This is a genomic window from uncultured Winogradskyella sp., from assembly GCF_963975125.1.
Lineage (GTDB): Bacteria > Bacteroidota > Bacteroidia > Flavobacteriales > Flavobacteriaceae > Winogradskyella.
Genome location: NZ_CAXBGB010000043.1, coordinates 13,013 through 27,583, shown reverse-complemented (window position 1 = coordinate 27,583; position 14,571 = coordinate 13,013). Strand labels below are relative to the sequence as shown.

14 protein-coding genes are annotated in these 14,571 nt (G+C 32.2%); 12 read left to right on the top strand and 2 right to left on the bottom strand.

What is annotated here, in order from left to right; genetic code table 11:
* The first annotated feature begins 230 nt into the window (after positions 1–230).
* The 7 genes from AAC053_RS08040 (at position 231) to AAC053_RS08010 (ending at position 4,814) form a co-directional block, all read left to right on the top strand.
* Positions 231–644: a MotA/TolQ/ExbB proton channel family protein gene (locus AAC053_RS08040; RefSeq protein ID WP_339755122.1), complete on the top strand. Its 414-nt coding sequence runs from the start codon at positions 231–233 to the stop codon at positions 642–644.
* 36 nt (positions 645–680) lie between these two features.
* Complete coding sequence (locus AAC053_RS08035; RefSeq protein WP_339755119.1) at positions 681–1,340, top strand: hypothetical protein; 660 nt, start codon at positions 681–683, stop codon at positions 1,338–1,340.
* 22 nt (positions 1,341–1,362) lie between these two features.
* On the top strand, positions 1,363–2,619 hold the full coding sequence (locus AAC053_RS08030; protein ID WP_339755116.1) for an alpha/beta hydrolase-fold protein: 1,257 nt from the start codon (positions 1,363–1,365) through the stop codon (positions 2,617–2,619).
* Between the two features lie 90 nt (positions 2,620–2,709).
* Positions 2,710–3,114 (top strand): DUF2721 domain-containing protein, encoded by a 405-nt coding sequence (locus AAC053_RS08025; protein ID WP_339755113.1) that lies wholly within the window; start codon positions 2,710–2,712, stop codon positions 3,112–3,114.
* Between the two features lie 87 nt (positions 3,115–3,201).
* Positions 3,202–3,789 carry an RNA polymerase sigma factor gene (locus tag AAC053_RS08020; RefSeq protein ID WP_339755111.1) on the top strand — a complete coding sequence of 196 codons (588 nt, stop codon included), beginning with the start codon at positions 3,202–3,204 and terminating at the stop codon, positions 3,787–3,789.
* Positions 3,773–3,946, top strand: coding sequence for a hypothetical protein (locus AAC053_RS08015; RefSeq protein ID WP_339755109.1), 174 nt, complete (start codon positions 3,773–3,775; stop codon positions 3,944–3,946). Before AAC053_RS08020 ends, AAC053_RS08015 begins: the two co-directional genes overlap by 17 nt.
* A gap of 34 nt (positions 3,947–3,980) precedes the next feature.
* Complete coding sequence (locus tag AAC053_RS08010) at positions 3,981–4,814, top strand: hypothetical protein (protein WP_339755106.1); 834 nt, start codon at positions 3,981–3,983, stop codon at positions 4,812–4,814.
* A gap of 135 nt (positions 4,815–4,949) precedes the next feature.
* Here the strand turns inward: AAC053_RS08010 and AAC053_RS08005 are convergent, their stop codons facing one another.
* On the bottom strand, positions 4,950–6,302 hold the full coding sequence (locus tag AAC053_RS08005; RefSeq protein ID WP_339755103.1) for a DEAD/DEAH box helicase: 1,353 nt from the start codon (positions 6,300–6,302) through the stop codon (positions 4,950–4,952).
* A 118-nt stretch (positions 6,303–6,420) separates the two neighbouring features.
* Between AAC053_RS08005 and AAC053_RS08000 the strand changes: the two genes are divergently transcribed.
* Positions 6,421–7,713 carry an anthranilate synthase component I family protein gene (locus AAC053_RS08000; RefSeq protein WP_339755100.1) on the top strand — a complete coding sequence of 431 codons (1,293 nt, stop codon included), beginning with the start codon at positions 6,421–6,423 and terminating at the stop codon, positions 7,711–7,713.
* Here the strand turns inward: AAC053_RS08000 and AAC053_RS07995 are convergent, their stop codons facing one another.
* Positions 7,714–8,403 carry a hypothetical protein gene (locus AAC053_RS07995; protein ID WP_339755097.1) on the bottom strand — a complete coding sequence of 230 codons (690 nt, stop codon included), beginning with the start codon at positions 8,401–8,403 and terminating at the stop codon, positions 7,714–7,716. It abuts the gene before it with no gap.
* Between the two features lie 44 nt (positions 8,404–8,447).
* Here AAC053_RS07995 and tilS point away from each other — a divergent pair, with 44 nt between their 5' ends.
* From tilS to AAC053_RS07975, 4 genes are all read left to right on the top strand, one after another.
* On the top strand, positions 8,448–9,833 hold the full coding sequence (gene tilS, locus AAC053_RS07990) for a tRNA lysidine(34) synthetase TilS (protein WP_339755094.1): 1,386 nt from the start codon (positions 8,448–8,450) through the stop codon (positions 9,831–9,833).
* Positions 9,830–11,449, top strand: coding sequence for an adenine deaminase (gene ade, locus AAC053_RS07985; protein WP_339755092.1), 1,620 nt, complete (start codon positions 9,830–9,832; stop codon positions 11,447–11,449). Before tilS ends, ade begins: the two co-directional genes overlap by 4 nt.
* A 230-nt stretch (positions 11,450–11,679) precedes the next feature.
* Positions 11,680–13,149: a CoA-acylating methylmalonate-semialdehyde dehydrogenase gene (locus AAC053_RS07980; RefSeq protein ID WP_339755089.1), complete on the top strand. Its 1,470-nt coding sequence runs from the start codon at positions 11,680–11,682 to the stop codon at positions 13,147–13,149.
* 53 nt (positions 13,150–13,202) lie between these two features.
* Positions 13,203–14,537, top strand: a complete 1,335-nt coding sequence (locus tag AAC053_RS07975; RefSeq protein WP_339755087.1) for an aminotransferase class III-fold pyridoxal phosphate-dependent enzyme — start codon at positions 13,203–13,205, stop codon at positions 14,535–14,537.
* Positions 14,538–14,571 lie beyond the last annotated feature (34 nt).

Genomic DNA, 14,571 nt, shown 5'->3' with positions numbered 1-14,571 from the left:
GCTGTGTCCTAGTTTTTTAAGTATAAATTTAGTTTTACGCATTAAAATGAGATGTATCACAATAATAGTATATTTTTATTGTGATTTATACTTTTATAGACGAATGACAAGATTAGTGCTGGTTTTAACAAAATGTTTAATCCCTTGCTAAATGGGTTATCTATCGCATTTTAATTTTAAAGGAATGACAATTGCCTAAGTTTGGATTATGTTTAATTAAAACATCAATTATGAACGAATTAGTAATTTCAAATTTTTTAGTTGCATCAGTACAATTTGCAGATCGATTTAACGAAGGTGGTCCTTTTTTTATGTCGCTTATTTTAATCTGTTTACTGCTTTCTATTTATTTTTTAGTCAGAGGCTTTCTGTGTTTTAGGAAGAATCTACCCTTATCTAAAAAAATGCTGCGTTTAGCAGAAGATAGCAGTCTATTAGGTTTAGTTATAGGCTTTCTAGCTTCTGTAATTGGGCTGATCACGGCTTTTGATTCACTTGAGGCTATGGGAAATGTTGATCCTGCAGTATTTGCAGGTGGACTCAAATTATCATTGCTAACTGCTACTTTTGGTCTCTTTACATTTGTAATAGTAAGAGTAGATATCCTTATTCTAAGATGGTTACAAGCTGCTGATAAAGTATAAACAGAAAGTTATCATCAAACTCTACAATATAAGATCATGACGTATTTATTGAAATTCGAAAGAAAAAGCAATCAACAAGTTTTATTCATTTTTTCATTTATCTTTTTAATAGTGTTTAATTCCTGCAAAGAAAATTCTAACTCTTCAGATAGTGAATTGATAAATAAAGTCAATGCAGTACAAAAACAAATGATGGTGCAAGGAAATATTAGTGAAGAAGAAGAACAGGCAATGTTAAGTTTATGCAGTCTTATGTCTCGAGATGATGACTTTGATGATTATGGCCGAGATGATGTGATTATATTTAAAGATGTAGAAAATGGACCCATCTATAATGGTTGTGAAGGGCTTTCTGAGGAAGAAACAAAAAAATGTTTTAAAGAAAATATATCAAAATTTATAAAGCAAGAGTTCAACTCAAGTATCGCTAATGCTTTAGATATTTCAGAACCACAACAGGTAGCAGCCTTTTTTGTAATTGATGAATACGGAAACCTGTCAGGCATGAAAATTAGAGACGCAGAGGTGACAATTCAAGCAGAAATAGCGAGAGTATTAAAAAAAATACCCAAAATGAAACCTGCCACTCAAGATGGAATTAAAGTGCCAGTATTGTGTTCAATTTTAGTAACATATGGTAGTGAAATAAAAATTGAGGTTGTGTATATTCCAAGCGAGCCTACAGTTAAAAATTAAACAATTTAATATGCGTATTTAAATGACGAAAAAAATAACCCAATCTATTATTATAATACTGCTGATTATATCTAGCTCATCAATTGATGCTCAAGTTAATCAAGACGAACTTCAGCAAGTCGAAACAGAAATTAGAGACAGTATATATTCAAAAATCTTAGATAGTTATCGTCACTTTTGGGTAAAACTACCTGAGAATTATAATCCAAAAAGTGATGCTAAATATCCTGTAGTTTATCTTTTAGATGGTTTTTCTTTAGAGCAAAACTTAGAAGTTGTTTACAATAATTATTGGGGACATTATTTGCCTCATATGATTTTAGTCGGTATTTCAAATAGAACAAATAGAACTCGTGATTTAACAACATCTAAAGTTGAATCGAGAAGAGGTAGTAGTTTTAATTATGAAACAGGAGGAGCAGACCTGTTTACTAGTTTTATAGAAAACGAATTAATCCCAGATATTGACAAAAATTATCCAACTACAAAGTATAGGACATTAATAGGACATTCTTATGCAGGACTATTTACAATAAATGTGTTGTTAAATCATTCTCATTTGTTCAAAAACTATATTGCGATAGATCCAAGTTTAGATTGGGATGGTCAAAAACTCTTAAAGCAAGCTAAAACGGAATTGAAAAACAGATCCTATATTGGGAAGAGTTTATTTGTGGCATTAGCAGCCGAGCAATTGCACATGTCAGATGAGAGCGTTACAATTGATAATTTAAGGCAAAATGATTCAGAATTCACGTTATTTTCACGTTCTATTCTTGAGTTTTGTGACCTAGCATCATCAACTAGAGTACAAAATGGACTAAGATTTAATTGGGAGGTATATCCTGAAGATTTGCATGGAACAGTGCCTTTACCAGCTATAAGAGATGGATTAGTCTCATTATTTAAATGGTATCAATTTAAGTCTCCACAGAAATATAATAATCCAGAGACATCAGTTGATGAAATACGTGTTTTATTAAATAATCAAGAAGCTATTTATACCAAGCATTTTGGATATAGAACACCTCCAATGGTAGAAGAGTTATTTAATGGTTATGGCTATATGAACCTGCAGATGGAGCAACCAGAAAAGGCATACTTGTTTTTTGAAATGGCAATAAAGCATTATCCTAAAAGTGCAAATGTTTATGATGCGATGGCAGATTATTACATATCTAAGAAGAATATTAAAAAAGCAGTTGAATATGTTGAAAAAGCTTATCAAATAAGCAATAGTAAATTCTATAAAGAGAAACTCGATACTCTAAAAGACTAGTTAAATGACTAAATGATAAAAGCGAACTTGAAAAAGTTCGCTTTTTTTCTATCTAGTGTTTAAATTCTGTAATTTTACACAAATATTCTTATGGAAGAATTAACACTAACAACACCAGCACTCTTATTCTCAGCGATATCTTTAATAATGCTAGCCTACACCAATCGGTTTTTGGCTTATGCTGCTGTTATTAGAAATCTTAGCGATAAGTATCTCGAAAAGAAGGAAGGGTCTTTAATACGTCAAATCAACAATCTTAAGTTAAGATTAAACTTAACACGTTGGATGCAAATTTTTGGAATCACAAGCCTTTTACTTTGCGTATTAACCATGTTTTTAATTTATATAGACCAGCAAGTTGTAGCAGTTTGGGTCTTTGGTATAGCTCTAATTTTACTCATTTTATCATTAGCATTTTTAATTAGAGAAATTCAAATTTCTGCAGAAGCACTAAAGCATCATTTGAGCGATATTGAAGAGCATTTAAAAAAATAGTATTTATTAAAATTAATGTGACTTCATTAAACGTTAGGTGTCTTAAAACTAATAACTAAACAAAACTAAAACGAATTAACTAATTAATTGACACAAGACGCTGTTCATACCCTAACCGATGAAGCGCTCGTAGAGGCTATCGTAAAAACCAATGACACTATGTTGTTTGAGGTGCTGTACGATAGATATGCGACCATGGTTTATAACAAATGTTATGGATTTGCCAATGGAGTTGATGAAGCAAAAGATTTAACGCAAGACGTTTTTTTAAGAGTATTTGTTAAACTTGCCAGTTTCAAAGGAAAATCAAAATTTTCGACATGGTTGTATGCCTTCACATATAATCATTGTGTAAATTATGTCACCAGAAACACGGCAAAAAAGATTGAAAAAAAATCTATAAGTTCAGATAGTATTGAAAATATAGGTGAAGATATTGATACTACTCGAGAATTTGATAACATGAGAGTGGAGCAATTAAAGAAAGTAATGGAGCTGATTTCTCCAGATGAAAAGATGTTATTATTGTTAAAATATCAAGATAACTTATCAATTAAGGAGTTAGCAGAAGCTTTAGATATAGGAGAAAGTGCAGTAAAAATGCGCTTAAAAAGAGCAAAAGAAAAACTAGTACTTAAGTACGAAAACTATACGAAAGATGGAAAATCCATTTAAGCACATAAATCAGCCTTTAAAAGAAGTTCCGGAAGAACTTAAAGGAAAAGTCATGCACGATATCGCTATGGCAAAATTGCTTATGGAGTTAGCCGAACTGTTTTCTTATAATCTTGGTTATATAATTGATAGTATAAGCAGTAAAAGAAAAAAATAAATACTTAATAAACCCTAACATTAAAATTATTAGTATGGAAAAAGTAACAGAATTTAAGGATATAATGATGCAATCATTAACCTCAATGTGGCTGGAGATTACCAATGTGTTTCCAAATATTATTGGCGCTTTGGTGGTTTTTATTATCGGTTGGTTAATAACAAAACTAGTAGTTAAGATTATAAAAAAGGTTTTAAAACTAGCTAAAGTTAATAAGTTAGATGACAAGCTTAATGATATAGAAATAGTAGAGGGAAAAAAGCTCAGTTTTGATACCATAAAGGTCGTTACAAATTTTGTAAAATGGTTAATGTACATCGTGTTATTGATAACAGCATCTGATATTATGGGATTAGAAGTTATCTCTAATCAAATTAGTGACCTATTAGCTTACTTACCTCAATTATTTGCTGCACTAGTCATATTTATGTTAGGTCTATTATTTGCAAATTTTGTTAAAAAAGGACTAAAGTCTCTTTTTGAATCCATGGATATGTCAGGAGGTAAAATGATTAGCCAAGTTATATTCTTCTTATTGCTCACTTTTATATCTATAACAGCATTAAATCAAGCAGGAATAGATACTGAGATAATCACCAATAATATTAACATGATTATTGCTGCATTTCTATTAGCATTTGCTATAGCTTTTGGTTTAGGTGCAAGAGAAGTTGTTGGTAAATTACTCAAAACGTTTTATGCACGTAAGACATTCGAAGTTGGGCAACAAATTATATTTAATAATGAAAGTTATACGGTAGATGTAGTGCAGAGTATTTCTGTGATATTGAAAAATTCAAAAGGAAAATTAATCGTTCCAATAGACGATTTAGTAGAAAATCAAGTACAATTGCAGGATCAACTATAAGGTTAGGGTTATAGATTTTATTTATTATAATAAAATGTGATTCTGCAAGTACTTGAGGTATTAATTAACCCTTTTCATTAGTTTGTTTAGGGTTTTTTGTTTGCTTGAAACGGAAAACTGCGACTGAAAATTAATTTATTTCTTCTTATTCCGTTGATTATAATTTTTATCTCCTCGTGTTTGTGGTTTTTTATATTTCGCTGCAATTTTGAATTTATAAGAGCCACCTAAATTTTCTTTAGAGTTCTTTTCAGATTTTTCATGAAATGCAGGTCCTGGCGCATCCTCATCTCTGTGTTTTGTAGGATTGTAATGTTCCTTAATTTGTGTGCGTTCCTCGTCTATAAGCTCAGCTGAAATTTCAACAGCTTCAGGTATGTCTAATATATCGATAGTCATTTGCATTAACTCTTCAATACTTTCCCTTCCTTGTTGTTCTTTTTCGGTAGAAAAAAGTAATGTATGGCCTTCTTTTTCTGCACGACCAGTTCTACCGATTCTGTGCATATAATTTTCAGGATAATCTGGTGTATCAAAATTAATAACATGAGAAACATTCTCAATATCTAAACCACGTGCCATGACATCTGTTGCTACCAAAAGACGATTTTCACCAGCTCTAAATTGTTCGATACTTCGCAATCTATAATTTTGAGTTTTATTAGAATGAATAACACAAGTTTGGCCAGGGAATAGTTTCTCTAGCTTATCAAAAAGCCGATCTGCCATTCGCTTATAAGCAACAAAAATTAAAACCTTCGAAAAGTCTTCATTATTTTGAAGTATATATTCTAAAAGGTTAACTTTAGTATAAAAATTAGGAACATTATAACGCTCTTGTTTTATGTTGTCTAAAGGTGTGCCAGAAACAGCAATAGCAATTTTGCTTGGGTTTATAAAAAAATCTGTAATTAAATCATCTACATCTTTTGTCATCGTTGCCGAAAACATAATATTTTGGCGACGCTCTGGTAGGATATCAAAAATATTAAGTAACTGATGTCTAAAACCTAAATCTAGCATTACATCAACTTCATCAATCACTAATTTCTGAATAGATTTTAATTGCAAAACGCGACTTACTGCCAAATCATACAAACGACCAGGTGTTGCTACTATGATATCTTGACCTTGAGCAACAGCTTGCTTTTGAGTATTAATATTAGTGCCACCATAAACCCCTAAAACACGATTGTTAATATATTTAGAAAACTTTTCAATTTCACTAACAACTTGAACCACTAGTTCTCTTGTTGGGACTAAAACCAAAACTCTAGGATTGTCTTGTTGAGAGTATTTAAGATTTCTTAAAATAGGTAGCATATAGGCAAGGGTCTTACCAGTACCTGTTTGGGCAATTCCAACTACATCTTTACCAGCAGCAACCACGCTAAAAGATTCAGCTTGTATAGGAGTTGGAGTTGTAAATCCTAAATCTTCTAAGGCATTATATAAAGGTGTATTTAAATTTAAATCGTTAAAAGTCACGTTGTAGTTTTAATTTGCAAAGATACATTTTCCTATTTAGTAGAATTTAAGTTTTATAAAAGTTGTTCTATTTTATTTGAAGCTTAAATTTCGGTAAATTGCAATAATTATTTTTCTATTGAGAACAACTGTTAATCATCAATTAAAACACCCTATTAATTTTAAGCAACAACTCTTATGTTGGAGCCAGCAATTTGATGATGTCGTTTGGTTAGATTCAAATAAGCATAGCGATAAATATAGTAGCTACGATGCTATATTGGCTGTAGATGCTTTTACCGCTTTAAAAACAGATTATTTTGATGCTTTTAATCGTCTAAAAGAATACCAAACAGCAACTAACGACTGGGTTTTCGGTTATCTCACTTACGATCTTAAAAATACAACAGAACTCCTAAGGTCTAGAAACTATGATGGTTTAGAGTTTCCTGATTTGTATTTTTTTCAACCTAAAAAACTGTTTCTAATTAAGGACAATAATGTTGAAATTCAATATCTACAAATTGTAGATGATGAAATTGAACAAGATTTGTTAGAAATTGAACAATCTCATAATCCAATAATGGAGCAATCTAAAACTCCAATTAAGATTAAACTCCGAATCCACAAAGACGAATACTTCGAAAAAGTAAACACAATGTTAGCGCACATTCAAAGAGGTGATATTTACGAAGCCAATTTTTGTCAAGAGTTTTATGCTGAAGAGAGCATGATTAATCCATTAGAAACGTTTAATAAACTGAATGAAATTTCAAAGCCACCTTTTGCTACGTTTTTAAAGCTTGATGATAAGTTTTTGATATCTGCAACACCAGAACGCTATATTAAAAAAGATGGTAATACTGTAATTTCTCAACCTATTAAGGGAACTGCAAAACGTTCAATAAATAATGAAGAAGATTTATTACTCGCTGAAGCGTTATCTAAAGATGAAAAAGAACGCAGTGAAAATATAATGATAGTTGATTTGGTACGTAATGATTTATCACATACTGCTTCAAAAGGAAGCGTAAAGGTTGAAGAGCTCTGTAAAGTCTATTCCTTTTTACAAGTGCATCAAATGATTTCAACTATTTCTTCTCAGGTTGATGCAGAAACAAATCCTGTAGATATTATAAAAACGACTTTCCCAATGGGAAGCATGACAGGAGCTCCTAAAATTTCAGCAATGAAAATCATTGAAGATTTAGAAGAAACCAAACGAGGCTTATATTCGGGTTCTGTAGGTTATTTTAAACCCAATGGTGACTTTGATTTTAATGTTATAATACGGAGTATTTTATACAACTCCACCAAAAAATATATTTCATATTCTGTGGGAAGCGCTATTACAGCAATGAGTAATCCTTTAAAAGAATACGAAGAGTGCTTAATAAAAGCTAAAGCAATGCGCGAGGTTTTAGAAAATTAATTATTCTAAATGCCTTCTAAAACTCTTTTTGACTTTATCAAAAATAAGCTCGACGCGAGTTGTTTCAATATTCTTAATTTTAGCAATAGCATCAAAATCTAAGTTTCCAAAAATGTACAAATCCACGATATTAGAGATATTAATTGGTAACCAATTGTAAAAACGTTTAAATACTTTAGGTGGTTGAGAAGCAGATAAATCTTCTAGCTCAAAAGCTCTTAAAATCGATGTTTCTTTGTCAGCATACAAATACAAATGGTTATTATGGTCTTGATGATATGAAATATCATCAAGCTCCGTGTTTAATACTAAATCTAAATCGGCATCTATAGTATAATCCTCACCTAACTTAGACAATTCGTCTTTAAGAATGGAATCTGTACTAATGGTGTTTTTATGATAAGCTTCTTTTTTAAAGAGTTTATTCATGTAATTATCTACAAGTTTAAAAAGCTCAAGTTTTATAGCCATTGCTTCAGCTTCAATATTAAAACCATGGCTATACAATTCTATAATACTTTCATCAATAAGACCGTTAGATGAATACATATTTTTAGGTAAAATTCCTGTAGACTCAGCAATATATATTCTGTGTTTTACATAAGGATGTAAATGTTGCACTGCAGAAAGCACCTTTTTATCGAAGGCAGTTTGTGCAGATTTTGACGATATTTCCTTAAAAGTGCTCATAAACTTAGGTTTTAAATTATTCCTTAAATCTATAGATTAATATAATGTTTTTTTATGACAATTATCATTTTTACAGCAATAAGGATTGTGAGACTTTGTCTTTATTGTATTTTTACGTAATGCTAAAAACCTTTAAAAAACATATAGAAACTAACCTAGAATTTCTGAATGATACAAGATTGATAATCGCAATTTCGGGAGGTGTTGATAGTGTGGTTTTAAGTGAATTGTGTAAAAGCATAAATTTAGATTTTGCTCTTGCACATTGCAACTTTAATCTGAGAGCAGAAGAAAGTAATGCAGACGAAGATTTTGTATCAGAATTAGCAGATCAATTAGATGTAGAAGTGTTTATTCAGAATTTTGATACGCAAGCTTATGCAGATGAGCATAAGCGTTCTATACAAATGGCAGCGCGAGAATTGCGCTACGATTGGTTTGCAGAATTAGCAGAGCAATTACAATTCGATTATATACTCACAGCACATCATGCAGACGATAATCTCGAAACCTTTTTAATCAACTTTACAAGAGGAACTGGTTTAAATGGTTTAACAGGAATTCCTGTTGTGAATGATAATATAGTTAGACCATTATTACCATTTTCTAGAGAGGTAATTGAAGCTCATGCAAGAGAGCATAACATCATGTGGCGAGAAGACAGCAGTAATTCTTCTCGTAAATATCTAAGGAATAAACTGCGTCACGAAGTAGTGCCAATTCTAAAAGAAATCAATCCGCAACTTTTAGATAGTTTTCAAAGTACAATAGAAAACCTGAATGACACAGCAGATATAATTGAAGAAAGTCTCGATGCAGTTGCAAAAAGAGCAATTACTATTATTGATGATAATGGAATAAGTTATAAAATTTCAGAATTTAAAAAAGTCAATAACCCAAAAGCTTACTTGTTTGAAATGTTTAAAGATTATGGATTTACAGAATGGAATGATGTGGTAGCTTTATTAGATGCACAATCTGGTAAGCAAGTGTTATCGAATTCGCATCGTCTGATTAAACATCGTGAGCATATAATTTTGACAGAGATTAAATCAGAAAATTTTGAAAGTATTTCAATTTTAGAATCTGATGCAAAAGTAGAAACTCTATTTGGTGTTTTATTATTTGATGAAGCAGATGCAATTTTCGATAATTCGAATAATGTAATTTATGTTGATAGAGATAAAGTTGTTTTTCCTTTAGAATTAAGAACTTGGAAAGAAGGTGATAACTTTTATCCTTTAGGAATGAAAGGGAAGAAGAAGATTAGTAAATACCTGAAGGATGAAAAACTGTCTTTAGTTGATAAAGAAAATACATGGTTACTTACCTCTAATGATGATGTACTTTGGGTTGTTGGCAAACGCGCAGACAATCGTTTTAGAGTAACTGATGAAACTAACAATATTTTAAAAATAGAATTGAATTGATTATAAAAGGAAACATTGTAGACATACAAAACCGTAGAATATTCAAAGGAGAAATCACTATTGAAGATGGTAATATAAAAAGCATAGAAGAGAAAGACTGTGAAGCGAATCATTACATCTTACCTGGTTTTGTAGATGCTCACATTCATATTGAAAGTTCAATGTTGGTGCCATCTGAGTTCGCGAAAATAGCAGTAAAACATGGAACAGTTTCAACAGTTTCAGATCCACACGAAATTGCCAATGTCCTTGGAGTAAAAGGCGTGGAGTTTATGATAGAAAACGGTAAGAAAACACCTTTTAAATTTAATTTTGGTGCACCATCGTGTGTGCCAGCGACAAGTTTTGAATCTGCAGGAGCTGTTATTGATTCTGATGATATTAAAACCTTAATGGCAAATCCAGATATCAAATATTTGGCAGAGATGATGAATTATCCAGGCGTTATTTATGATGATGCAGAAGTTTTTAAAAAGCTAGAATGGGCAAAACATTATAACAAACCTATCGATGGTCATGCTCCAGGATTACGAGGAGACGATTTAACTAAATATATATCAGCTGGAATTTCAACCGATCACGAATGCTTTACCTACGAAGAAGGTTTAGAGAAACTTCAAAAAGGCATGAAAGTCATTATTAGAGAAGGTAGTGCTGCCAAAAATTTTGAAGCTTTAATTGGGTTGTTAACTGAACATTACGAAAATATGATGTTCTGTAGTGATGATAAGCATCCAGATGATTTGTTATTAGGGCATATTAATCAGTTGTGTGCAAGAGCTGTTGCAAAAGATATTGATGTGTTTAAAGTCCTTCAAGCGGCTTGTATTAATCCTGTGAAGCATTATAATTTAGATGTTGGCTTATTGAATATTGGTGATAATGCAGATTGTATTGTTGTAGAAGATTTAAAAGACTTTAAAACAATTCAAACTTATATCAATGGAGAATTGGTTTATGATAATGGAATTTCTAATATAAAACATGTTGAATTCAAAAATCTAAATAACTTCAATACAGATAAAAAACAAGTTTCAGATTTTAGATTTGAATCTAATGCAAAACAAATAAAAGTTATTGAATGTATAGATGGTGAGTTAGTTACAAATGAAATTATTGAAAGTGCAACAATTCAAAATGGGAACTTGGTTTCAAATACAGAAACAGATATTCTTAAAATGGTAGTTGTTAATCGCTATCAAAACGACCAACCAGCTATTGCGTTTATCAAAAACTTCGGACTTAAAGAAGGAGCTATTGCATCTTCAGTTGGTCACGATTCTCATAATATTATTTCAGTTGGTGTATCAGATGAAGCGATTTGCAAAGCTGTAAATCTTCTGATTGAAAATGAAGGTGGCATTTGCGCTATCAGTGATGCTGAAGAGAAAGTAGTCGCACTTCCGGTAGCTGGCATAATGAGTGACCAAAATGCTGAAACTATTGGTAAACAGTATTCAGAATTAGATGCAATGGCAAAACAATTAGGTAGCAAGCTTCATGCACCATATATGAGCCTTTCTTTTATGGCGTTGTTAGTAATTCCATCATTAAAACTTAGTGATAAAGGCTTATTTAATGGCTCAGATTTTAAGTTTACTTCTGTTGAAGTTTAGCACCAGTTCGAGTGAATTTTTATTTTTTTTAAAATTTGTATCGAGAACCTAAATAAGAATCACTCAATATAATATCTAATTGATTATTGACTTTTCAATAATAGCTTAGTATTAATATATATTTCCTATATTTGATTAGAGTGCGCATAGAATTAGTCAACCCTTTGGCAAGTTTTCTATGGCATTCTTATTTTTTGTTCAAATATTAATAATATTAATCTGATAAGCTGATGACGAATGTAAGCGAAACACTTTCCGAAGTAAAAAATTATATAGACGGTAAATTTGAGAGAAATGGCCAAAAATCAATGGACGTATTGAGTCCTTCAGACGGTTCAAAGATTTCTTCAATTCCTTTATCGACTAAACAAGATGTTGATGCTGCAGTACAAGCTGCAAATAAAGCATTTCCACAATGGTCAGGAATGACCTTGAAAGAACGCGTTCAAATATTTTTTAGGTATCGTAATCTTTTAGAGAAGAACATGGATGAGCTCACAAAATTAGTGCAGCTCGAAAATGGTAAAACCTATGGTGAAGCAAAAGCTGAGGTTGAAAAAAGCATGGAACTCTGTGAATTTGCAGTATCAATGCCACAAATAGTGGTCAATGAAGTTCAGGAAGTTAGTAAAGGTGTAGAATGCCGAATAGAGCGCAAACCTCTTGGTGTTGTAGCTTCTATTACGCCATTTAACTTTCCAAATATGGTTCCGCATTGGACGTTACCAAATGCTTTAGTCTTAGGTAATACAATGGTTATGAAACCTTCAGAATTAGTACCTTTAAGTACGGTTCGTATGGCAGAATTGCTAAAAGAAGCTGGCCTCCCAGATGGTGTATTTAATATTGTTAATGGAGGTAAAGAAGTGGTAGAAGCCATTTGTGATCATCCTAAAATTGAAGCCGTATCATTTGTAGGCTCAACAAAAGTAGCTAAGATTGTTTATAAAAGAGCAGCATCAAATCTAAAACGATGTGTCGCTTTAGGTGGAGCAAAAAACCATCTGATAGTGTTACCAGATGCGAATCTTGAAATGACCGCATCTAATGTTGTTGCCTCTATGGCTGGCTGTGCTGGTCAGCGTTGTATGGCAGCTTCTGTAATGGTTGGTGTTGATAAAGTGCAGCATATTATTGATCGTATGGTTGAAGATGCAAAAGCAATTGTGCCTGGTGATAATTTAGGTTCTGTCATTACTAAAGAAGCTAAAGAACGTATAGAAGGTTATATCGATGAGGCTGAAAAAAATGGTGCTAAGATTTTATTAGATGGTCGTAATACAACTGTTCCTGGAAAAGAAGGTGGTTATTATGTTGGACCAACAATCATAGATTATGTCACAACAGATATGTCTGTTGCTAGAGAAGAAATTTTTGGACCTGTGATTTCTATTATAAGAGCTAAAGATTTAGATGAAGCTATCGAAATTGAAAATGGTTCTAATTATGGAAATGCTGCAGCAGTATTTACACAAAGTGGTGGTTTAGCAAAGCAAGTTATGGATCGTGCAAGCGCAGGAATGATTGGTGTTAATATTGGAGTTCCAGTTCCTAGAGAGCCTTTTTCTTTTGGAGGATGGAACGAATCAAAGTTTGGTGTAGGAGATATTACAGGACGTAGTTCTATTGAGTTTTGGACACAAAATAAAAAGACAACAACCAAGTGGAATCCAGAAGCACAAACCAACTGGATGAGTTAATTAAAAGTTTAAGTAATATTAATTAACTATTTAAAAATCAATATTTTAATTAAATGAATAACCAACAAATTATAAATGATAATTTAGACTATACTTTATTTTCTTGGGCAAAACAAGGTGGTCTTAATCCTATAAACGCATCACACGCTAAAGGCTCATATATTTATGACAGAGATGGTAAAAAGTACTTAGATTTTTCGTCTCAACTCATGAATGTAAATATTGGTCATGGTGATCAACGTATTACTGAAGCTGTTGCTAAACAGATGCAAGAAGTCAGTTATGTATATCCTGGAATGGCAACTGATGTGCGTGGAAAATTAGGAAAGAAAATTGCAGAAATTACACCAGGAAACTTAACAAAGACATTTTTCACTTTAGGTGGAGCAGAAGCCATAGAGAATGCCATTAAGTTGGCAAGAATGTACACTGGTCGTCATAAAATTATAACACATTATAGAGCATATCATGGAGCAACTTATGGAGCTATAACAGCAGGAGGTGATCCTCGACGCTTTCCAGTAGATAGCCAAGCGATGCCAAATGTGGTTCATGTAGAAAATCCTTATACGTATCGTTGCCCTTGGAATTCTTCATCTATAGAAGAATGTGGTGAACGTGCTTTAGCGCATTTAGAACGCGTTATTCAATTTGAAAATCCGGATAGTGTTGCTGCTATTTTGTTTGAAGGAGAATCTGGTTCTTCAGGATGTTTAAAATATCCACCAATGTATTTAAAGCGAGTGAGAGAACTGTGTGATAAATACGGAATTATGATGATTGATGATGAAGTAATGAGTGGTTTTGGACGTACAGGAAAAATGTTTGGTATAGATCATCACGATGTAACACCGGATATTATGTGCTTAGCTAAAGGTCTAACGTCTGGTTACTTGCCACTTGGTGGTGTTGTGGTAACTGATAAAATCGCAGAGCACTTTAATGATAATCCAATGATTATTGGGTTGACATATTCTGCACATCCAACCTTATGTGCAGCGGCTTTAGAAAATGTTCGCATTATTCAAGAAGAGAATTTGGTTGAGCGTGCAGCAGAAATGGGATTGTATATTGAAGCTGAAGTTGAAAAATTAAAAGCAAAGCATCCTTCAATTGGTGACTTTAGAAACACAGGATTGTTAGGATGTATTGAGCTTGTAAAGAATAGAGAAACAAAAGAACCAACGGTTCCATGGAACGCAAAACCACACGAAATGGAGGCTACAGGAAGAATGGCAGCTAAAATTAGAGAATTAGGCATGTTCACTTTTGTAAGATGGAATTGGATTTTTATTGCACCTCCTTTAAATGTGACTAAAGAAGAAGTTGACGAAGGCTTAAAAATCGTCTCACAAGCTATCTCTATAGCTGATGAATATTGTAGTTAAATACATGTTAGGAGTACCATTAAAAAACACCTAG

What these genes read in the sequence shown, in the direction of transcription:
- AAC053_RS08040 (WP_339755122.1), top strand. Translation starts at nt 231, where the DNA reads ATGAACGAATTAGTAATTTCAAATTTTTTAGTTGCATCAGTACAATTT.
- AAC053_RS08035 (WP_339755119.1), top strand. Translation starts at nt 681, where the DNA reads ATGACGTATTTATTGAAATTCGAAAGAAAAAGCAATCAACAAGTTTTA.
- AAC053_RS08030 (WP_339755116.1), top strand. Translation starts at nt 1,363, where the DNA reads ATGACGAAAAAAATAACCCAATCTATTATTATAATACTGCTGATTATA.
- AAC053_RS08025 (WP_339755113.1), top strand. Translation starts at nt 2,710, where the DNA reads ATGGAAGAATTAACACTAACAACACCAGCACTCTTATTCTCAGCGATA.
- AAC053_RS08015 (WP_339755109.1), top strand. Translation starts at nt 3,773, where the DNA reads ATGGAAAATCCATTTAAGCACATAAATCAGCCTTTAAAAGAAGTTCCG.
- AAC053_RS08010 (WP_339755106.1), top strand. Translation starts at nt 3,981, where the DNA reads ATGGAAAAAGTAACAGAATTTAAGGATATAATGATGCAATCATTAACC.
- AAC053_RS07995 (WP_339755097.1), bottom strand. Translation starts at nt 8,403, where the DNA reads ATGAGCACTTTTAAGGAAATATCGTCAAAATCTGCACAAACTGCCTTC.
- tilS (WP_339755094.1), top strand. Translation starts at nt 8,448, where the DNA reads ATGTTTTTTTATGACAATTATCATTTTTACAGCAATAAGGATTGTGAG.
- AAC053_RS07980 (WP_339755089.1), top strand. Translation starts at nt 11,680, where the DNA reads ATGACGAATGTAAGCGAAACACTTTCCGAAGTAAAAAATTATATAGAC.
- AAC053_RS07975 (WP_339755087.1), top strand. Translation starts at nt 13,203, where the DNA reads ATGAATAACCAACAAATTATAAATGATAATTTAGACTATACTTTATTT.